Source organism: Nonomuraea sp. WAC 01424, from assembly GCF_003947315.1.
Lineage (GTDB): Bacteria > Actinomycetota > Actinomycetes > Streptosporangiales > Streptosporangiaceae > Nonomuraea > Nonomuraea spiralis.
In genome coordinates this window covers 192,641-211,770 of record NZ_QHHZ01000021.1, presented here as the reverse complement: position 1 = coordinate 211,770, position 19,130 = coordinate 192,641, and the positions used below count along the sequence as shown (strand labels likewise).

At 71.2% G+C, this 19,130-nt stretch carries 19 protein-coding genes; 13 read left to right on the top strand and 6 right to left on the bottom strand.

Annotated features, from left to right (window positions below; all coding sequences use genetic code 11):
* Positions 1-24: 24 nt before the first annotated feature.
* On the top strand, positions 25-963 hold the full coding sequence (locus tag DMB42_RS44275; RefSeq protein ID WP_125645716.1) for an MBL fold metallo-hydrolase: 939 nt from the start codon (positions 25-27) through the stop codon (positions 961-963).
* A gap of 71 nt (positions 964-1,034) precedes the next feature.
* A complete protein-coding gene (locus tag DMB42_RS44270) occupies positions 1,035-1,259 on the top strand; it encodes a DUF6458 family protein (RefSeq protein ID WP_125645714.1) in 225 nt (74 codons plus the stop codon).
* On the opposite strand, the gene DMB42_RS44265 is transcribed toward DMB42_RS44270, so the two are convergent.
* Positions 1,256-1,549, bottom strand: coding sequence for a Dabb family protein (locus tag DMB42_RS44265; protein WP_125645712.1), 294 nt, complete (start codon positions 1,547-1,549; stop codon positions 1,256-1,258). The two genes, DMB42_RS44270 and DMB42_RS44265, sit on opposite strands and share 4 nt — an antisense overlap.
* A gap of 79 nt (positions 1,550-1,628) precedes the next feature.
* Here DMB42_RS44265 and DMB42_RS44260 point away from each other — a divergent pair, with 79 nt between their 5' ends.
* From DMB42_RS44260 to DMB42_RS44245, 4 genes are read left to right on the top strand one after another with little or no spacing between them, the layout of a single operon-like run.
* Positions 1,629-2,360: an NUDIX domain-containing protein gene (locus DMB42_RS44260; protein ID WP_125645710.1), complete on the top strand. Its 732-nt coding sequence runs from the start codon at positions 1,629-1,631 to the stop codon at positions 2,358-2,360.
* Entirely contained in the window at positions 2,357-3,211 is an 855-nt protein-coding gene (locus DMB42_RS44255; protein WP_125645708.1) for a molecular chaperone DnaJ, read from the top strand. Before DMB42_RS44260 ends, DMB42_RS44255 begins: the two co-directional genes overlap by 4 nt.
* An 11-nt stretch (positions 3,212-3,222) precedes the next feature.
* Entirely contained in the window at positions 3,223-4,158 is a 936-nt protein-coding gene (locus DMB42_RS44250; protein ID WP_125645706.1) for a hypothetical protein, read from the top strand.
* Positions 4,155-5,327, top strand: coding sequence for an adenylosuccinate synthetase (locus DMB42_RS44245; protein ID WP_125645704.1), 1,173 nt, complete (start codon positions 4,155-4,157; stop codon positions 5,325-5,327). The genes DMB42_RS44250 and DMB42_RS44245 overlap by 4 nt, the downstream gene beginning before the upstream one ends.
* Positions 5,328-5,367: 40 nt before the next feature.
* Here the strand turns inward: DMB42_RS44245 and DMB42_RS44240 are convergent, their stop codons facing one another.
* Genes DMB42_RS44240 through pdhA form a run of 3 tightly spaced genes read right to left on the bottom strand, consistent with a single transcriptional unit; the run spans position 5,368 to position 8,896 of the window.
* Positions 5,368-6,810 carry a dihydrolipoamide acetyltransferase family protein gene (locus DMB42_RS44240; RefSeq protein ID WP_125645702.1) on the bottom strand — a complete coding sequence of 481 codons (1,443 nt, stop codon included), beginning with the start codon at positions 6,808-6,810 and terminating at the stop codon, positions 5,368-5,370.
* Between the two features lie 17 nt (positions 6,811-6,827).
* Positions 6,828-7,808 carry an alpha-ketoacid dehydrogenase subunit beta gene (locus tag DMB42_RS44235; RefSeq protein WP_125645700.1) on the bottom strand — a complete coding sequence of 327 codons (981 nt, stop codon included), beginning with the start codon at positions 7,806-7,808 and terminating at the stop codon, positions 6,828-6,830.
* Positions 7,805-8,896, bottom strand: coding sequence for a pyruvate dehydrogenase (acetyl-transferring) E1 component subunit alpha (pdhA, locus tag DMB42_RS44230; RefSeq protein WP_125645698.1), 1,092 nt, complete (start codon positions 8,894-8,896; stop codon positions 7,805-7,807). The genes DMB42_RS44235 and pdhA overlap by 4 nt, the downstream gene beginning before the upstream one ends.
* Before the next feature lie 228 nt (positions 8,897-9,124).
* On the opposite strand from pdhA, the gene purS reads away from it, so the two are divergent.
* The 4 genes from purS (at position 9,125) to purL (ending at position 13,032) form a co-directional block, all read left to right on the top strand.
* Positions 9,125-9,370 (top strand): phosphoribosylformylglycinamidine synthase subunit PurS, encoded by a 246-nt coding sequence (purS, locus tag DMB42_RS44225; protein WP_125645696.1) that lies wholly within the window; start codon positions 9,125-9,127, stop codon positions 9,368-9,370.
* Between the two features lie 221 nt (positions 9,371-9,591).
* Positions 9,592-9,981 (top strand): ATP-binding protein, encoded by a 390-nt coding sequence (locus DMB42_RS44220; protein ID WP_125645694.1) that lies wholly within the window; start codon positions 9,592-9,594, stop codon positions 9,979-9,981.
* A 118-nt stretch (positions 9,982-10,099) separates the two neighbouring features.
* Positions 10,100-10,783, top strand: a complete 684-nt coding sequence (purQ, locus tag DMB42_RS44215; RefSeq protein ID WP_125645692.1) for a phosphoribosylformylglycinamidine synthase subunit PurQ — start codon at positions 10,100-10,102, stop codon at positions 10,781-10,783.
* Positions 10,780-13,032 (top strand): phosphoribosylformylglycinamidine synthase subunit PurL, encoded by a 2,253-nt coding sequence (gene purL / locus DMB42_RS44210; RefSeq protein WP_125645690.1) that lies wholly within the window; start codon positions 10,780-10,782, stop codon positions 13,030-13,032. Before purQ ends, purL begins: the two co-directional genes overlap by 4 nt.
* 55 nt (positions 13,033-13,087) lie before the next feature.
* Here the strand turns inward: purL and DMB42_RS44205 are convergent, their stop codons facing one another.
* Positions 13,088-13,987, bottom strand: coding sequence for a hypothetical protein (locus DMB42_RS44205; RefSeq protein ID WP_125645688.1), 900 nt, complete (start codon positions 13,985-13,987; stop codon positions 13,088-13,090).
* Between the two features lie 194 nt (positions 13,988-14,181).
* Here DMB42_RS44205 and DMB42_RS44200 point away from each other — a divergent pair, with 194 nt between their 5' ends.
* From DMB42_RS44200 to DMB42_RS44190, 3 genes are read left to right on the top strand one after another with little or no spacing between them, the layout of a single operon-like run.
* On the top strand, positions 14,182-16,194 hold the full coding sequence (locus DMB42_RS44200) for an adenylate/guanylate cyclase domain-containing protein (protein ID WP_260478305.1): 2,013 nt from the start codon (positions 14,182-14,184) through the stop codon (positions 16,192-16,194).
* Positions 16,195-16,244: 50 nt separating this feature from the next.
* Positions 16,245-16,907 (top strand): Crp/Fnr family transcriptional regulator, encoded by a 663-nt coding sequence (locus DMB42_RS44195; RefSeq protein WP_125645686.1) that lies wholly within the window; start codon positions 16,245-16,247, stop codon positions 16,905-16,907.
* Positions 16,908-16,952: 45 nt separating this feature from the next.
* Positions 16,953-18,422 carry an MFS transporter gene (locus DMB42_RS44190; protein WP_125645684.1) on the top strand — a complete coding sequence of 490 codons (1,470 nt, stop codon included), beginning with the start codon at positions 16,953-16,955 and terminating at the stop codon, positions 18,420-18,422.
* Here the strand turns inward: DMB42_RS44190 and DMB42_RS44185 are convergent.
* The gene (locus tag DMB42_RS44185; protein WP_125645682.1) at positions 18,383-19,129 is read right to left on the bottom strand and encodes a methylenetetrahydrofolate reductase; all 747 of its coding nucleotides are present in this window, start codon (positions 19,127-19,129) and stop codon (positions 18,383-18,385) included. The two genes, DMB42_RS44190 and DMB42_RS44185, sit on opposite strands and share 40 nt — an antisense overlap.
* Position 19,130: the final 1 nt, after the last annotated feature.

The following is a 19,130-nucleotide window of genomic DNA, read 5'->3' as shown; positions in this document are numbered from 1 at the left end:
GGGCGTCCCTGTTAGGTTCCCGGCATGAGCTCCTCACCTCATGACCACCCCCTGCCCCCGCCGCGCGTCGAAGAGGTCTCCGAGGGCGTCTACGCCTACGTCCAGCCCGACGGGAGCTGGTGGATCAACAACACCGGGTTCCTGGCCGGCCGTCGCGGCGTGATCTGCGTGGACGCCTGCTCGACCGAGCGCCGTACCCGTGACCTGCGGGAGGCGGTCGGCAAGGTCAGCGGCCGGCCGATCACCACGCTGGTCAACACCCATCACCACGGCGACCACACCTTCGGCAACTGGCTGTTCCCGGAGGCCACGATCGTCGGGCACGAGGGCGTACGCGCCCAGATCCTGGCCGAGGGCGTCCCGTCGTACCGGGGGGCGTGGTCGGCGGAGGTGGTGTGGGGGACGACGGAGGTCGCGCCGCCGTTCCTGACGTACACCGAGGGGGTCACCCTCTACTCCGACGAGCTGCGCTGCGAGGTGCGGCACGTCGGGCCGGCCGCGCACACGACCAACGACTCGATCGTCTGGATCCCGGAGCGGCGGGTGTTGTTCCCGGGCGACCTGGTGTTCAACGGCGGCACGCCGTTCGTGCTGATGGGGTCGGTGGCCGGGGCGATCGCGGCGCTGGACACGCTGCGGGGGCTGGGCGCGCAGACGATCGTCCCCGGGCACGGCGAGGTGTGCGGCCCGGAGGTCTACGACCACGTCGAGGGCTACCTGCGGTTCGTGCAGGAGACCGCCCGGCGCGGCCGGGCGGCGGGGCTGACGCCGCTCGAGGCGGCTCTGGAGACCGACCTCGGCGAGTGGGGCGGGCTGCTCGACCGCGAACGCGTCGTGGGCAACCTGCACCGGGCCTACGCCGAGTTGGACGGACGCCCGCCCGGCGCGCCGATCGACGTGTCCGCGGCGATCCGGGACATGATCGCCTACAACGGCGGGCGGCCATTGTCCTGTCTCGCCTGACGCCGTGAGGGTGTGATCACCGATACCCGGGTATGACCGTGGGCGTACTTCGCCTTTGCCTGGAGGTCGTCATGGGTGTCGGGGTCAGCATCTTCTTCCTCACGCTCGGCGCCATCCTGCGGTTCGCCATCGAACCGGACGTGTTCGGCCAGAGCGTGCACATGGACATCGTCGGCATCATCTTCATGATCGTCGGGGGCGTCGGCATCGTGCTCAGCATCGTGCTCGCGCCCCGGCGGGGGCGCACCTCCGAGGACCGGCTGATGCACCGCGAGAACAACCCGCCGGAGATCTAGAGGCTGAGCTGCACGGCGGCGCGGGCCGCCACGATCGGCTTGATGTGCTCGGCGATCACGGCCTGGTGGCGCGGGTGGTCGCGGTAGACGAGGTAGTCGTCCACGTTGTCGAAGTCGGCGACCACGGCGAACTCGTGGTTGCCCTGGTTGATGCCCGCGTCGGGCCCCACCGTGTACGCCCGTAGCTCCGGGATCACCCCCGGCAGCTTGCCCAGCTCGGCCGCGACCCTGGCCTTCTGCTCGTCGGTGGCGTCGTCGGCCCAGGTGAACAACACGATGTGACGAATCATGCGGCAACCCTATCGACATCCCCGCGTCTTCCGAGTTATTCTCAAATGGAGATTTACTCGGATTGAGAAGGACTGCGGGATGGAAGAGTTCCTGGCCGGTTACAACCCACGGCTCTACGCGCCGGTCGCGGTCACCGTGGACGTGGTGGCGCTGACCGTACGCGACCGGCGGCTGCACGTCCTGATCGTCGAGCGGGGCGTGGAGCCGTACGCGGGCCGTTGGGCGCTGCCCGGCGGCTTCATCAGGCCGGACGAGGACCTGGCCGAGGCGGCGGTGCGCGAGCTGGCCGAGGAGACCGGCGTGGCCACCAGGCCGGCGCACATCGAGCAGCTCGCCAGCTACGGCGGCCCCGGGCGCGACCCGCGGATGCGGGTGGTGTCGATCTCCTACCTCGCCTTCGCCCCCGACCTGCCCGACCCCCAGGCCGGCACGGACGCCGCGGCGGCCGTGTGGCACCCGGTCGACGACGTGCCACCGCTGGCCTTCGACCACGCCCGCATCCTGGCCGACGCCGTCCAGCGGGCCCGGTCGAAGCTGGAGTACACACCGCTGGCCACGGCCTTCGCCGGCGCCGAGTTCACCGTCTCCGACCTGCGGCTGATCTACGAGACCGTGTGGGGCACCCCGCTGCACGCGGGCAACTTCCACCGGAAGATCCTGTCCGTCCCGGGGTTCGTCGAGAGCACCGGCCAGACCACCGAGACCGGCGGCCCCAGGGGCGGCCCGCGCGCCAAGCTCTACCGCGCGGGCGACGCCCGGCTGCTCCACCCCGCGCTGCTGCGGCCCTCGCGGGAGGAGGAGGTGCGGTGAACCCGGCGCGGGCGGCGGCGATCGTCGACGGGGCGCGGTCGGCCCAGGAGCTCTTCGCGGGCGACTCACCCGCCCGCGTCTACCGGCGGCTGGCCAGGGCCCTGCACCCCGATCTCGCACCGGGCGGGGAGGAGGCGTTCAAGCGGCTGGTCACGCTCTGGGAGACCTACCGCCGGGGGCAGCGGGTCGGCGACTTCCTGGTCGGACCGCCGCTGCACAAGGGCGGCACGGCCGTGCTCTACCCGGCCGGGCGCGGCGCCGAGCGGGACTCGCTGCTCAAGGTGGCCCGCGATCCGGCCGGCGGCCGGCTGCTGGTCCGCGAGGCCGCCGCGCTGCGCCGGATCGCGGCCGAGGGCGACCCGCGCTTCCTGCCGTACGTCCCCCGCCTCGTCGCGAGCTTCCGCTACCGCGGCGGCGGCGTGGTCCGGCAGGCGAACGTGATCAGCCGGGCGCCCGCCGGGTTCGTCACCCTCGAACACGTCGGCACCGGCCTCGATCCCCGGGACGTGGCCTGGATCTGGCGGCGCCTGCTCGTGGCCGCCGGGCTCGCCCACCGGGCCGGCGTCGCGCACGGCGCCGTGCTCCCCCGCCACGTCCTCGTCCATCCCCTTGACCACGGGCTCGTGCTCGTCGACTGGTGCCACGGCGACCGGCTCGACGAGCGCGCCGACATCGCCGGCCTGACCGGGTGCGTCGATCACCTGATGGGCGCGTGCCCGCGCCGGATGCGCGCCTTCGTCCGCGGCTGCCTGCTGCGCCCGCCGTCGGACGCGTGGGAGTTGCTGCGCGAGCTCGACGAGCTGCTCGACGACCTGTACGGGCCCCGCACGTACCGTCCGCTCCACCTTTGAGGGAGGCTGCCATGGGCAGCGGAATCTGGTCCACGAACGTCTACGACTCCGCCGCGCGCTACCGCGCGGCCAACGGCGCCAGCGCCTTCGCCTACAGCGACGGCGGCGCCCGGCGGGTCCACCCCGACCTCGACCCCTTCGGCGTGACGCGGGAGAGCCGCGACTCGGCCGAGCACCCCGACTCGCTGGCCGTCGCCGTGCTCTTCGACGTGACCGGCTCGATGCGGTCGGTCCCCCGCGCGCTGCAGACCCGCCTGCCCGACCTGCTCGGGCTGCTGCTGCGAAAGGGGTACGCCACCGACCCGCAGATCATGTTCGGCGCGATCGGCGACGCCACCTGCGACCGGGCGCCGCTCCAGGTCGGCCAGTTCGAGTCCGACAACCGCATGGACGACCAGCTCGGCCTGATCCTGCTTGAGGGCGGAGGCGGCGGCCAGAAGCGCGAGTCCTACGAGCTGGCCCTGTACTTCATGGCCAGGCACACCTCGATCGACTGCCACGAGAAGCGCGGCAGGCGCGGCTACCTGTTCGTCATCGGCGACGAGATGCCCTACCCGCGGGTGTCCAGGAGCCAGGTCAAGGACCTCGTCGGCGACCGCCTGGCCGCGCCGATCGGGGTGGCCGACATCATGGCCGAGCTGACCCGCAAGTACGACGTCTACTTCATCCTCCCCCAGGGGGCCAGCTACGCCGGAGACCCCGAGGTGCTGGACTCCTGGCGCGACCTGCTCGGCCAGAACGTGCTGGAGCTGGACGACCTCGACGCCGTGTGCGAGACGATCGCGCTGACCGTCGGGCTCGGCGAGGACGCGATCGGCCTCGACGAGGGCCTTGAGGACCTGGCCGAGCTGGGCTCGACGGCCGGGGCTTCGGTGTCGCGGGCGCTGGCCAGGCTCGACCGCGGCACGGTGGTCGCCGATGGCCCGCTGGACGGGCTGCGGCCGTGAACGAGCACCTCGTCGTCGTCGACCTCGGGTACGGCGACGCCGGCAAGGGCACCGTCGTGGACTGGGCGTGCGCCACGCTGCCCGTCCACGCGGTGGTCCGCTTCAACGGGGGTGCGCAGGCCGGGCACAACGTCGTCCTGGACGACGGGCGGCACCACACGTTCGCGCAGTTCGGGGCGGGGACGTTCCGGGGGGTTCGTACGCATCTGTCAAGGTTCGTGGTGGTCGATCCGCTGGCGTTGTCGGCCGAGGCGGAACATCTGGCGCGGCTCGGCGTGCCCGACCCCTTCGGGCTGCTCACGGTGGACCGCGACTGCCTGCTGGCGACGCCGTACCACGTGGAGGCCGGGCGGAGGCGGGAGCTGGCGCGCGGCGCGGCGCGGCACGGGTCGTGCGGGATGGGCGTCGGGGAGACGATCGCGTACCGGCTGGAGCACGGCGAGCTCGCGCCGCGGGCCGGGGACGCGCCGCGCGAGCTGACGCGCAAGCTGACCGTGCTGCGGGAGGCGCTGGGGGTCGAGGGGCCGCCGGTGGCGGACTGCGTGGCCGTCTACCGGGCGTTCGCCGAGCGGGTACGGCTGGTGGACTCGTCGTACACGAACGGGCTGGTCAGGCAGGGGCCGGTCGTGTTCGAGGGGGCGCAGGGGGTGCTGCTGGACGAGCGGTGGGGGTTCGACCCGTACACGACGTGGAGCACGACGACCTTCGCCAACGCGCTGGAACTGCTGGACGGCGCCGGGGCGGCGCGGCTCGGGGTGTTGCGGACCTACACCACCCGGCACGGCCCCGGCCCCCTGGTGACCGAGGATCCCGCCCTGGAGCTGCCCGAGCCGCACAACACGACCGGGCCGTGGCAGGGCGCGTTCCGGCTCGGGCACTTCGACGCGGTCGCCCACCGGTACGCGGCCGAGGCGGCGGGCGGCGTGGACGGCCTGGCCCTCACCCACCTGGACGCGGACGTCTCCCGCATGTGCGTGCGTTACGACCGGCCCGTCACGTTCGCCGAGCCGGACCGTACGGCGCGGCTGCTGCGGGCCTCGCCGATCTACGAGGACGGTGTATCAGACTGGCCCGCCGCGGTCTCTCATGTCGTGGGCGCGCCCGTGTGGCTGGAGTCGTACGGGCCCCGCGCGCGGGACAAGAAGGCGTCCCGGCCGAGCCTGCGGTGATCGCCGGGAGAGGGGTCCTCCCGGCGATCACCGTCTGGATCTAGCCCCAGGCCAGCATGCGGAGCGGGTCCTCCAGCATGGCGCCGACGTCGCGCAGGAACATCGAACCCAGCTCGCCGTCGACGATCCGGTGGTCGAAGCTCAGCGCGAGCGTGGTCACCTTGCGTACGGCCAGCTCGCCGTCGACCACCCACGGCATGTCCCTGACCTGGCCGAAGGCCAGGATGGCCGACTCGCCCGGGTTGAGGATCGGGGTGCCGGCGTCGATGCCGAACACGCCCACGTTGGTGATCGTGATCGTGCCGCCCGCCATCTCGGCCGGCTGGGTACGGCCCGCCCTGGCCGTCTCCGCCAAGGCGCCCAGCTGCCCGGCCAGCTCGGGGAGCGGGAGGGCTTGGGCGTCCTTGATGTTCGGCACCACCAGACCGCGCGGGGTGGCGGCGGCGATGCCCAGGTTCACGTAGTGCTTGACCACGATCTCCTGGGCGGCCTCGTCCCAGGCGGAGTTGATCATCGGGTAGCGCCCGACCGCTGTCAGCACGGCCTTGCAGACCAGGAGCAGCGGGGAGATCTTGACCTCGGCGAAGTCGGGCAGGGTGCGCAGGCGCCGGACCGCCTCCATGGTCTCCGTCACGTCCACCTGGAGGAACTCGGTGACGTGGGGGGCCGTGAAGGCGCTGGCCACCATCGCCTGCGCGGTCATCTTGCGTACGCCCTTGACCGGGACGCGTTCCTCCCGCCGCTGTTGCTGCGGCTGGGCCTGCGGCGCGGGCGCCGCCTGGGTGCCCTCGGCGGCGGCGTGCACGTCGTCGCGGGTGATGGAACCCTGCGGGCCGGTGCCGGTGAGGGTCGTGAGGTCGACGCCGAGGTCCTTGGCCAGCTTGCGTACCGGCGGCTTGGCCAGCACGGCCACCCGCCCGGCAGCCCCGGCGGGGGCGGGCGTGGTGGGGGCCGGGGCGGGCTGCGGCGGGGACGCCGCGGGCTGCCGGCCGGTCACCTCCACGCGGGAGGGGTTGGCGACGGGGGCGGCCGCGATGGAGGGCGGCTGCTGTTTGCGGGGGCGGCGCTTGGATGCGCCGGTCTTGACGCCGTAGCCGACCAGGACCGCCTGCCGCTCCTCCTTGGGCGCCGGGCTGCCGTGCGCGCCCGGCTCCACGGCCCCCTCCGCCGGCGGCTTGGGGACCATGTCGTCGGCCAGCGCCTGAAGACCCTCGTCGGCGCCGCCCGCGTCACCACCCGCCTCGCCGCCCGTGTCCACGGAGACGATCGGCGTGCCGACGTCGACCGTGACACCCTCCTCGACCAGCACCCCCGCGACCACGCCATCCCACGGGATCGGCAGCTCGACGATGGACTTGGCCGTCTCGATCTCCACCACGATCTGGTTGACCTTGACCGCGTCGCCCGGCCGGACGTGCCAGCGGACGATCTCGGCCTCGGTCAGGCCCTCCCCGACGTCGGGAAGCTTGAACTCGCGTCGCATGGAAACACGTCCCCCTTTCAGAACCCGAAGGCGCGGTCGACGGCGTCGAGCACCCGGTCCAGGTCGGGCAGGTAGTGCTCTTCGAGCTTCGACGGCGGATAGGGGGTGGAGAATCCGCAGACCCGCAACACCGGCGACTCCAGGTGGTAGAAGCACCGCTCGGTGATCCTGGCCGCCAGTTCGGCGCCGAAGCCGCTGTAGACGGGCGCCTCGTGGACCACGATCGCCCGGCCGGTCCTGCGTACGGACTCCATGACCAGCGGCTCGTCCAGCGGGTTGAGCGAGCGCAGGTCGATCACCTCCAGCGAGCGCCCGTCGTCCTCGGCGGCCGCGGCGGCCTCCAGGCAGGTCTTGACCATGGGCCCGTAGGCCAGCAGTGTGACGTCGGCCCCGGGGCGTACGACCCTGGCCTTGTCGAACGGCGTCCACCAGTCGGTCGAGGCCGTGTCGATGTCGTCCTTCTCCCAGTAGCGCCGCTTGGGCTCGAAGAAGATGACCGGGTCGTCACTGCGGATGGCCTGCTGGATCATGGTGTAGGCGTCGGCCGGGTTGGAGCAGGCCACCACGCGCAGGCCGGCCGTGTGCGTGAAGTACGCCTCCGGCGACTCGCTGTGGTGCTCGACCGCGCCGATGCCGCCGCCGCACGGGATGCGTACGACGACGGGCAGCTTGATCGCGCCGAGCGAGCGCATCGGCATCTTGGCGAGCTGGGTGATGATCTGGTCGGCCGCCGGGAAGACGAACCCGTCGAACTGGATCTCGCACACCGGCCGGTAGCCGCGCAGCGCGAGGCCGATCGCGGTGCCGATGATGCCGGACTCGGCGAGCGGCGTGTCGATGACACGGTCCTCGCCGAAGTCCTTCTGCAGGCCGTCGGTGACACGGAACACGCCGCCGAGCTTGCCGACGTCCTCGCCCATGATGAGGACCTTGGGGTCGTCCTCCATGGCTCGGCGCATGCCTTCGTTGAGCGCCTTGGACAGGCTCAAAACCGTCATTTCTCAAAGCCCTCCAAGTAGGCGGCGAACTGCGCCCGTTCCCCGTCGATGAGCGCGTGGGGCTCGCGGTAGACGTGGTCGAAGATATCGAGCGGCTCGGGGTCGGGCATCGCCAGGCACCGCCTGCGCAGGTCGGCGCCGAGCTGGTCGGCCTCGGCGGTCACGGAGTCGAAGAAGGCCTGGTCGGCCAGCTCGTTGCGGAACAGGTACGACTTGACCCGCTCGATCGGGTCCTTGAGCTTCCACGCCTCCAGCTCGCTGGCCACCCGGTAGCGGGTCGGGTCGTCGGTCGTGGTGTGGGCGCCCATCCGGTACGTGAACGCCTCGATCAGCGTCGGCCCCTGGCCCGTACGGGCGGCTTCGAGCGCCTTCTTGGTCACCGCCAGGCAGGCGAACACGTCGTTGCCGTCGACCCTGATCCCCGGGAAGCCGAAGCCCGAGGCCCGGCGGTAGAGGGGGATGCGGCTCTGCTTCTCCAGCGGCTCGGAGATGGCCCACTGGTTGTTCTGGCAGAAGAAGACGATCGGCGCGTTGAACACGCTGGCCCAGATGAACGACTCGTTCACGTCGCCCTGGGAGGTGGCGCCGTCGCCGAAGTAGGCGATCGTGGCGGCCGTCGCGTCGTCGCGCTGGATGCCCATGGCGTAGCCGACCGCGTGCAGGGTCTGGCTGCCGATCACGATCGTGTAAAGGTGGAAGTTGTGCTCCTCGGGGTCCCAGCCGCCGTGGTTGACGCCCCTGAACAGGCCGAGCAGCTTCACCGGGTCGACGTCGCGACACCAGGCGACGCCGTGCTCACGGTAGGTCGGGAAGGCCATGTCGGAGTCGGTGAGGGCCCGGCCGGAGCCGATCTGGGCGGCCTCCTGGCCCAGCAGCGAGGCCCAGATGCCCAGTTCGCCCTGGCGCTGCAGGGCCACGGCCTCCAGGTCGATGCGCCGGACGAGAACCAGGTCGCGGTAGAGCGAGCGGACCTCGTCGGGCGTCAGGTCTATGTCGTAGTCGGGATGCTCGACCCGTTCTCCCTCGGGCGTGAGCAACTGCACGAGCTCAGGGGGTGCTTCGGCACCACGAGAGGCGTCGACTGTCACGTGCCGCTCCTGTGCGATCGGGGCCGGTGTCGATGGGGTCGCCACCTGAGGCCAGCCGTGTGTGCGTGTGAACCATGTGATGGTGGTTCATACGCGTTTGGGGACATCGTGGCAGACATCACAACCCTCCGCGCAAGCCCCATGTCCTCCCCGTTCCCGTTGTCCTGACTGCCACACACGCCGGTAGGCTTGCTTTCCCAAGCACCCACTCCACCCAGGAGGAACGCAGTGGCGCGCGTCATCGTAGACGTCATGCTGAAGCCCGAGATCCTCGACCCGCAGGGCCAGGCCATCGCCAGGGCGCTGCCCAGGCTCGGCTTCTCCGGCGTCTCGGCTGTCCGTCAGGGCAAGCGGTTCGAGATCGAGCTGGAGGGCCCGGCCGACGAGGCGGCGCTCGAAGAGGTGCGCAAGATGGCCGAGACACTCCTGGCCAACACTGTGATCGAGGACTACAGCGTCCGGGTTGAGGGGTAGAAGGCACATTTGATGCCTGGTTTTACCCCTGGTGGGTTAAAGTCGCGTTCGGCCATGCCACAATGCCACGGGCGTGCCAACACTAAATAACAACAACGTGATTTTGCGGTTAGCCCCGATTTCACAGGGAAACCTACTCCAGGTGACATTCCGGAGCCCGGAGGAGTCCGGTGGATATTGAGTTCTCGTTGGCGCTGCCTCGGGATGCTATCGGCATTCCGATGGTCAGGCGAGTGCTGGGCGACGCGATGCGTTCACTCAACGTGAGCGAGACGTGCATCGCCGACATGCTGCTCGCCGTCTCCGAGGCGTGCTCCAACGCGGTGCGGCACGGCGGTCCCGCCAACCGTTACGAGGTGTCGGCGGCGATCGGCTACGGTCGCTGCGACGTGCGCGTGGCCGACAGCGGCGACGGTCTTCCTTCGATGCCGCTGCACTTCCCTCCGCCCGACACCGAGAACGGCCGCGGCCTGCTGATCATGCGCTCCGTGGTGGACGAGATCTCCTTCGGCACGACACCCGGCCGTGGCACGACGGTCCACCTGCGCAAGATGCTCGCCTGGGACGACGAGGCCGAGGGCGCCCGTCACCGCGAGCTGGCCGCGGTCTGACCCGCTGCCCGGAACACAACCGCGCACCCGATAATCTGAGTACACCGCCGTAGACCGCCGTCCGCCCCCAAAGAGACGGTGGCACGCGCGTGCGCATTCCTCGGAGGGGACGACTGTCATGAGCGCTGCCCGTGTGGGCGTAGTCACGTTTCCAGGAACTCTCGACGACCAGGACGCCGCCAGAGCCGTGCGCCTCGTGGGCGCGCAGGCGGTCCCGCTGTGGCACGCCGACCACGACCTGAAGGGAGTCGACGCCGTGTTCCTGCCCGGCGGCTTCTCCTACGGCGACTATCTGCGTTGCGGCGCGATCTCTAGGTTCGCCCCGCTGATGGACGAGCTCATCCCGGCAGCCAAGGCCGGTCTGCCGGTCATCGGCACCTGCAACGGCTTCCAGATCCTCTGCGAGGCCCACCTGCTGCCCGGCGCGCTCACCCGCAACGCCTCGCTCCACTACGTCTGCCGCGACCAGCGGGTCACGATCGAGCAGCCCGCCACCGCCTGGACCAACTCCTTCGAGCGGGGCCAGGAGATCGTGTTGCCGGTCAAGCACGGCGAGGGCCGCTACGTCGCGTCCGAGGACACGCTGGCGGCGCTGGAGTCCGGCGGCCACGTCGTCGTGCGCTACGCCGGCGGCAACCCCAACGGCTCGCTCAACGACATCGCCGGCATCCGCAACGAGGCGGGCAACGTGGTCGGCCTCATGCCGCACCCCGAGCACGCCGTCGAGCAGCTGGTCGGCGCGCCGAGCACCGACGGGCTCGGCTTCTTCACGTCCATTTTGAAGAATCTGGTGAACGCATGAGCACCGACAGCGTCAAGCGGGCCGCCGACACCCCCGACGAGCCGATGCCCTTCGCCGAGCTGGGGATGAAGCAGGACGAGTACGACCGGGTCAAAGAGATCCTGGGCCGCCGTCCGACCGGCTCCGAGCTGGCCATCTACAGCGTCATGTGGTCCGAGCACTGCTCGTACAAGTCGTCCAAGGTGCACCTGAAGCAGTTCGCCACCAAGGCGCCCAAGTCCGAGGCGCTGCTCGTGGGCATGGGCGAGAACGCGGGCGTCGTCGACATCGGCGACGGCTGGGCGGCCACGTTCAAGATCGAGTCGCACAACCACCCGTCCTACGTCGAGCCGCACCAGGGCGCGGCCACCGGCGTCGGCGGGATCGTGCGCGACATCATGTCGATGGGCGCCCGCCCGATCGCCGTCATGGACGCGCTGCGCTTCGGCGGCGCCGACGCCGTCGACACGCGGCGGGTGCTGCCCGGCGTGGTCGAGGGCATCAGCCACTACGGCAACTGCCTGGGCCTGCCCAACATCGGCGGCGAGGTCGTCTTCGACCCCTGCTACATCGGCAACCCGCTGGTCAACGCGCTCTGCGTCGGCCTGCTGCGCAAGGACCAGATCAAGCTGGCCACCGCGCCGGGGCCGGGCAACCAGGTCGTGTTGTTCGGCGCGTCCACGGGCCCCGACGGCATCGGCGGCGCGTCCGTGCTGGCCTCGGCGACGTTCGAGGACGAGTCGCAGGCCAAGCGGCCCGCCGTGCAGGTGGGCGACCCGTTCATGGAGAAGCTGCTCATCGAGTGCTGCCTGGAGCTCTACGCGGCCGACGTCGTCGTCGGCATCCAGGACCTCGGCGCGGCCGGCGTCTCCTGCGCCACCACCGAGCTGGCCGCCAAGGGCACCGGCGGCATGAAGGTCGACCTCAACCTGGTCCCGCTCCGCGACTCCTCGCTCCGGCCTGAGGAGATCCTGATGAGCGAGTCCCAGGAGCGGATGATGGCCGTCGTGCGGCCGGACGACATCCCGGCGTTCATGGCGATCTGCGCCAAGTGGGATGTTCCGGCCACCGTCATCGGCGAGGTCACCGACACCGGCCGCCTCGTCATGACGTGGGACGGCGAGGTCATCGTGGACATCCCGCCGGGCACCGCCGCCGACGAGGGCCCGGTCTACGAGCGTCCCTACCACGAGCCGTCCGGTCAGGCCGCGCTCAACGCCGACACCCCCGACCGGCTGGCGCGCCCCGACGACCTGCGGGCCACCCTGCTCCAGCTCCTCGCCTCGCCCAACCTGGCCTCCAAGGAGTGGGTGACCTCCCAGTACGACCGGTACGTCCGTGCCAACACCGTGCTGGCCCAGCCGGCCGACGCCGGGATGGTGCGCATCTCCGAGGTCATGGCCGGGGCCGAGCCGACGACCAGGGGCATCGCGCTGTCCACCGACGGCAACGGCCGTTACGCCAAGCTCGACCCGTACGCGGGGGCGCAGCTGGCGCTGGCCGAGGCGTACCGGAACGTGGCCGTGACCGGCGCCAAGCCGCTCGCCGTCACCAACTGCCTCAACTTCGGCTCGCCCGAGGACCCCGAGGTCATGTGGCAGTTCGCCGAGGCCGTACGCGGTCTCGCCGACGCCTGCCGCACCCTCGGCGTGCCGGTGACCGGCGGGAACGTCTCCTTCTACAACCAGACGGGCTCGACGGCCATCCACCCCACGCCGGTCGTGGGCGTGCTCGGCGTCATCGACGACGTGGCCAAGCGGGTGCCGTCCGGGTTCACCGCCGAGGGGCTGCGGGTGGTGCTGCTCGGCGACACCGGCGAGGAGTTCGGCGGCTCGGAGTGGGCGCACGTGGCGCACCGCCACCTGGGCGGCCTGCCGCCGCACGCGGACCTGGAGGCCGAGCAGGCGCTGGCGACCGTGCTGGTGGAGGCGGCGGCCCGGGGGCTGCTGGAGGGCTCGCACGACCTGTCCGACGGCGGGCTCGCCGTGGCGCTGGCCGAGTCGTGCCTCGCGCGCGGGATCGGGGCCACGGTCGCGCTGAGCGGCGACGCGTTCACCGACCTGTTCAGCGAGTCGGCGGGGCGGGCGCTGGTCGTGGTGCGGCCTGAGGCGTTCGAGGAGTTCGCGGCGTTGTGCGGGCGCCACGAGGTGCCCTGCTACGGGCTCGGGGTCACCGGCGGGGAGTCCCTGGTGGTCGAGGACGTGTTCGAGGTGCCGGTCGAGGAGATCCGCGAGACGCACGCGGCGACGCTGCCCGCGCTGTTCGGCTGAGGCTCAACGAGAAGGGCCGGTGCGGGGTCGCCCCGCACCGGCCCTTTCAGCGTCGTCAGACCTTCTTGATGCAGACGACGTAGACCTTGCCGGAGACGCTGGTGCCGTTGTTGCCGCCACCGTGGGTCTGGGTCTCGGCGGTGAGGTTGTTGCCGCCGCCGTTGTCGTCCTTGGCCACGGTGACCGTCCAGCCGGAGGCGCCGGGGTAGCTGCCCATGACGACGGCGTTCTTCAGGGTGCCGAAGGCGAAGCCGCCGCCGGTGGGCGAGCCGCCCTTGTCGCAGGTGGCGGTCACCGAGCCGAGCCCGTTGATGGAGGCGTCGTTGGTGTAGGTGGCGTAGGCGGCGCCGGCGCCGTCCTTGCCGGGCTCACCCTTGGGACCCTGCGGGCCCTGCGGGCCGCGCTCGCCGTCCTGGCCGTTCTTGCCCGGGAGGCCGTCCTTGCCGTCCTTGCCGGGGAGGCCCTGCTTGCCGTCCTGACCGTCCTGGCCGTTCTTGCCGGGGAGGCCGTCCTTGCCGTCGTCGCCCTTCGGGCCCTGGGGGCCCTGCGGGCCGCGCTCGCCGTCCTTGCCCGGGAGGCCGTTCTTGCCGTCCTGGCCGTTCTTGCCAGGGAAGCCCTGCTTGCCCTGGGGGCCCACCGCGCCGGTGTCGCCCTTGGGGCCCTGCGGGCCCTGAGCGCCGGGCTTGCCGGGAGCGCCCGTGTCACCCTTGGGGCCGGACGTGCCACCGTTCAGCTGCGTCGTGCTGCCGCCGATCACCACGCGCTCTTCGGTCTTGCGGCACGGCGTGGTCGGGTTGACGATGCGGACGTAGCGCGTCTTCTTGTGCACGCAGGCGTACACCTCGCTCGCAGCCGACGAGGCGGTGGCCACGCCACCGACAGCGAGGAGCGAGGCGGCGAGCGCTCCGACAGTGGCGAGGGTGAGCGTGCGCCCACCGCGAACCTTGATACCCACGGCTTTCCTTCCAGGGACAAGTGATGCTCATGTTGTGCATGAGGATCACGTTTCAACCGTTCCAAAGGTTGGCAAGAACTACATAACGTATTTGTCACGAAGCGGAGGGTTACTGACCAGATTGACCGGCTGTCGTGGGAGCAGTGGGTAAAAGGACGCATTGGCGGCGGCGGTCCCGCGTGCATAATCGGTCTGTGTCCAGCCCCTACCTGCCGCCGGCCACGCAGCCTGTCCGAGGCGTGGTCTGGGGCATCCACCTCGCCCTCCCCCTGCTGGGGCTCTGGTTGCTGCTCGGGCAGCAGCACCTCAACGTCGTCTGGCAGCACAACGCGAGCCACTTCTGGATGATCCTCACGGTGGCCGGGATCAACGTGGCGCTCGGCGCGATGATCACCGAGGCCGCCCGCCGTCGTCGGGACGCCCGGCTGTTCCTGGTGTCGATGGTGTTCCTGAGCAGCGCGGGCTTCTTCCTCCTGCACGGCCTGGCCACACCGGGGATCATCCTGCCGACCGGCTCGCTGGGGTTCGACCTGGGGCAGCAGGTGGGTCTCACGATCGCCTCGATGTTCGCGTTCGCCTCGGCCCTGCCGCTGGGCGAGCGGGCCGCCAAGGGCGTCCTGGACTCCCAGCACTTCGTCCGGGCGATGTTGCTCGGCTTCATGCTGCTGTGGGGGCTGGTCTCGCTGGTGCCCGAGCTGACCGCGCTCAGCGAGCCGCCGCCGGTCGCGCCGATGGGCTGGCTGGGCCCGGCCTCGATCCCCGGCGTCCTGCTGTACGGCGCGGCCGGCGTGATGATGTTCCTGCTCCACCGCCGCCGCCCCTCGGCCATGCTGGTCAGCCTGATCACCGCGTACGCGCTGCTGGCCGAGGCGATGATCGCCGGGATGTCGCAGCTCAACTGGCACCTGTCGTGGTGGGAGTGGCACGTGCTGCTCACCCTCGCCTTCGTGTTCGTGGCCTACAGCGCCTACCTGCAGTTCAGGCGGGAAGGGTCGAGCGCCGGGCTGTTCGACTCGGTGACGCTGGCGGCGACCGTCGCGCGCATCCAGCAGGACTACGACCAGGCGCTGGAGGAGCTGGTCGAGCACGTACGAAGGGGCGAGCCGCTGGCCGCGACCCGGCTGTCGGGCAAGTTCCGGCTGAACGAGAGCCAGGTCGCCGTCCTCGACCGCGCCGGCGAGGCGCTGGCCCACGAGCGGGAGCTGTCGGAACGGCTGGCCGCCCTGGTGGCGGTGAGCGCGCAGACGCGGGTGGGCCTGCCGGAGGGCGAACTGCTCGCCACCGCGCTCGACCGGGTACGGCAGGCGTACGGAGACGTCAAGATCGCGCTGGTGTCGGAGGGCAGGACCCAGATCGGCTCCCGCGCGTACGAGTTCGACGGCGGCACGCCGATCCGCCGCGACCACCTGCTCGCCTACCCGCTCACCGTCAGAGGCCATCTGGCCGGCGTGCTGGAGGTGCCGGTGGGCCGCACCGGCCACGACGAGGCGCTGGCCGCCACCCTCGCCGGCCAGTTGTCCATCTCGCTGGAGAACGCCCGCCTCTACCAGGAGCTGGACACGCTCTTCCGGCAGTACATGTCGCCCGACGTGGCCAACGCACTGCTCGCCGACCCCGCGCGGGCGGAACTGGGGGGCGAGCTGAAGGAGCTGACCGCGCTCTTCGCCGACCTCAAGGGCTTCACCTCGTTCTCCGAGAAGGTCACGCCCGGCGAGATCGTCGAGATGCTGAACCGCTACCACACGGCCGCGGTCCCCTGTGTGCTGAACAACGGCGGCACGATCGTGCAGTTCGTCGGGGACGCGATGCTGGCCCTGTTCAACGCGCCGGCCACGCAGGCGGGCCACGCCAGGGCGGCCTGCCGGGCCGCGCTGGAGATGCAGCGGGCCGCCGCCGAGGTGGCCGAGGAGATGGCCTGGAAGCGCGTGGACGACGTGGAGTGGCCGACCTTCCGGGTGGGCGTCAACACCGGCCCGGCCCTGGTCGGCAACATCGGCAGCCCCGAGTTGCGCGGCTTCAACGCGATGGGCGACTGCGTGAACGTGGCCGCCAGGCTCCAGGCGCTGGCCGAGCCGGGGACCGTGGTGATCGGCGAGACGACGCTCAGGCAACTGGGCGGCGGGGCCTCGGTGAACGCCCTTGGACGGCTCAGCCTGAAGGGCAAGGAAGAGCCCGTGGCCGCGTACGTTCTGACCGGGATGCCATAGAAGGCCGGAATGCCATAGAAGGGCCGTGCCCGTACGTACATAATCGGCGCATGGATCCTGAGCCCGGCGAGTTCCTTTCCATGCTCACCGCCGAGGAGATCGAGGCGCTGCGAGCCGCCGGACGCCCGCGGCGCTGGGACCGCGGCACGACGGTGATCACCGAGGGCGACACGGCCGACTGGGTGCTCGTGCTGACGCACGGCAGGGTCAAGGTGTCCTCGCACACGAGCAGCGGCACCGAGGTCGTCCTCGCGGTACGCGGCCCCGGGGCGCTGCTGGGCGACATGTCGGCCGTGGACGGCTCGCCGCGTTCGGCCACGGTGACCGCGCTGGAGCCCGTCCAGGGTTTCGTGGTCCGCGACTTCAGCAGTTTCCTGGCCGCGCACGGCCGCATCGCCGTCCTGCTCATGCAGCTCGTCGTCGGCCGGCTGCGCGACGCGGACCGCAAGCGCGTCGAGTACGGCGCGTTCGACACGACCGGCCGGGTGGCGACCCGGCTGCTCGAACTGGCCGACCGGTACGGCGAGCCGACCACCACCGGCGTGCGCGTGGCCCTGCCGCTCAGCCAGGACGAGCTGGCCGGCTGGACCGGCTCCTCGCGCGAGGCGGTCAGCAAGGCCCTGCGCACCCTGCGTGACCGCGGGCTCATCGAGACCGGGCGGCGGCGGGTGGTCATCCACGACGTGGAAGGGTTACGCAAGCGAGCCAGGTGACCCTTGGCGCAAAACGGACGTACGACGTACGTCATAGTGGGAGTCATGGTCGCGGTCACCCCCGAAACCGGCACCTCCATGCGGTACGCCTGGCGCGTGTGCTCGGTCACCAGCCTGGGCCTCGTCCTCATCGGCATCGCGGGCAGCACGCTCAACGTCGCCCTGCCGACCGTGGTGCGGCACTTCCACGCCGACGCGACCCAGTCGGGATGGATCCTGCTGGCGTTCCTGCTGGTCAACACGGCGAGCCTGGTGTTCTTCGGCCGGATCGCCGACCTGCTCGGCAGGCGCGAGGTGTATCTGGCGGGCTTCGCCCTGTTCACCGTGGCCTCGCTGCTGGCCGGCTTGTCGCCGAACGTCTGGTTCCTGGTCGGGATGCGCGTCGTGCAGGCGATCGGCTCGGCGATGATCCTGGCCAACGGCACCGTGATCATCACCGACGCGTTCCCGCCCGAACGGCTCAGCCAGGGCATGGGCGTCTACATCGGCACGCTGTCGGTGGCCCAGCTCGCCGGTCCGACGCTCGGCGGCCTGATCGCCGAGACCGCGGGCTGGCAGTGGATCTTCTGGGTGAACGTGCCCGCCGGGCTGATCGCGCTCGGCTGGGGCGCGGTGATCTTACGGAAGATGCCGAAGCGCCCGAAGGAGCCGGTGGACGCGCTCGGCAACGTGCTGGTGTTCGCCGCGCTGTCGGCCGTGTTGCTGGCCGTCAACGAGGCCGGGTCCGGCGGGCTGACCAGCCCGGTCGTCCTGGCCGGGGCGGCGCTCTTCGTGCTGCTGGTGCCGCTGATCGTGCTGGCCGAGCGGCGGGCGCCGAACCCGGTGCTGGACCTGCGGCTGTTCGGCGGCCTGCTGCTGGCCTACGCGAATCTGGCCTCCTTCTGCAACGCGCTGGCCCGTTCCGCGCTGATCCTGGTGGTCGCGCTCTACTTCCAGGCGGCGCGCGGGCTGGACGCGTTCTCGGCCGGGCTGAGCGTGCTGCCCGTGCCCGTGGGCATCGGGCTGGCCTCGCCGATCGCGGGCCTGCTCGGGCCCCGGGTCTCGCCGTACGGGTTGTCGATCGGCGGCGCGGCGATGAGCGCGCTCGGGCTGGGCACGCTGATGCTGACGGCCGATCCGGCGACGCCGTACTGGGTGACCGGGATCGCCCTGTTCGTGGCCGGATGCGGCAGCGGGACGTTTCTGACCGGCAACACCACCCAGGTCATGGCCGCGCTGCCGAGCGGCAGCCTGGGCGTGGTCAACGGCTTCCGGGTCATGATCATGAACGTCGGCATCGTGATCAGCGTGGGCCTGTCGCTCAGCGTCGTGACCAGCTCCGTGGGCCCGGCGCTGCGCGCCCAGGTGTACGCGGGCACGCTGTCCACGCTCTCCCCGGTCGCCGTCGGGCAGCTCATGGACGGCTTCCAGCGGGCGTACGCGGTGTTGTTCGCCGTGGCGCTGGCCGGCGCGGTGCTGGCCGCGCTCGCGAGGTCTCAGAGGGCTCCGGCGAGCCTCGACTCCACGTCGCGGTAGCGGGTGACCGGGATGAGGTGCACGCCGTCGAACGCGCCCGAGTCGCGCAGCGCGAACACCTGCTCGCAGGCGGCCTCGACCCCCGCCATGCGGTCGGCGGCCACCCGCTCGACCAGGTCGGCGGGCAGCGCGATGTCGGGGATGGCGGCGGCCAGCGTACGGGCGTGGCGCTCGCTGGCCAGCACCATGACGCCGGCGTAGACCGGCACGTCGACCGGGTTGGCCTCACGCCAGCGCACCTGCGCCTCGACCGAGAAGCTGACCTGCGAGAACAGGAAGTCGGCCGCGCGCTTCCAGGCGGGCAGCGGGCGCAGCCCGGCCGCCGCGCCGACGCGGAAGTCCGCCGAGAACCCCCTGGCCTCCTCGATCATCGTACGGACCGTCAGATCGCCCGTACGGTTGCCGCTAGCGGGCTTGTCGCCGTAGACGAACAGGAACCGGCCGACGCCGTAGGCCGCCGCCGTCAGCAGGTCGCGATGGAAGCCGAGCAGGTTGCGGTCGCGCGAGTTGAGACAGGCGATGCTGCGCCCGCCCATCGCCTCGACCTCGTGCGCCACGGCCACGCTCGACACGGTGGCCCGGCCGATGTGGTTGTCGGGGATGAGGAAGGAATGGGCGACCTGGCTGAGCGTGCCGATCTGGTGGCGTACGCGCTTGAGGTCGGGCTTGGTGGGAGGTTCGATCTCACATACCAGCTCGAAGGGCATG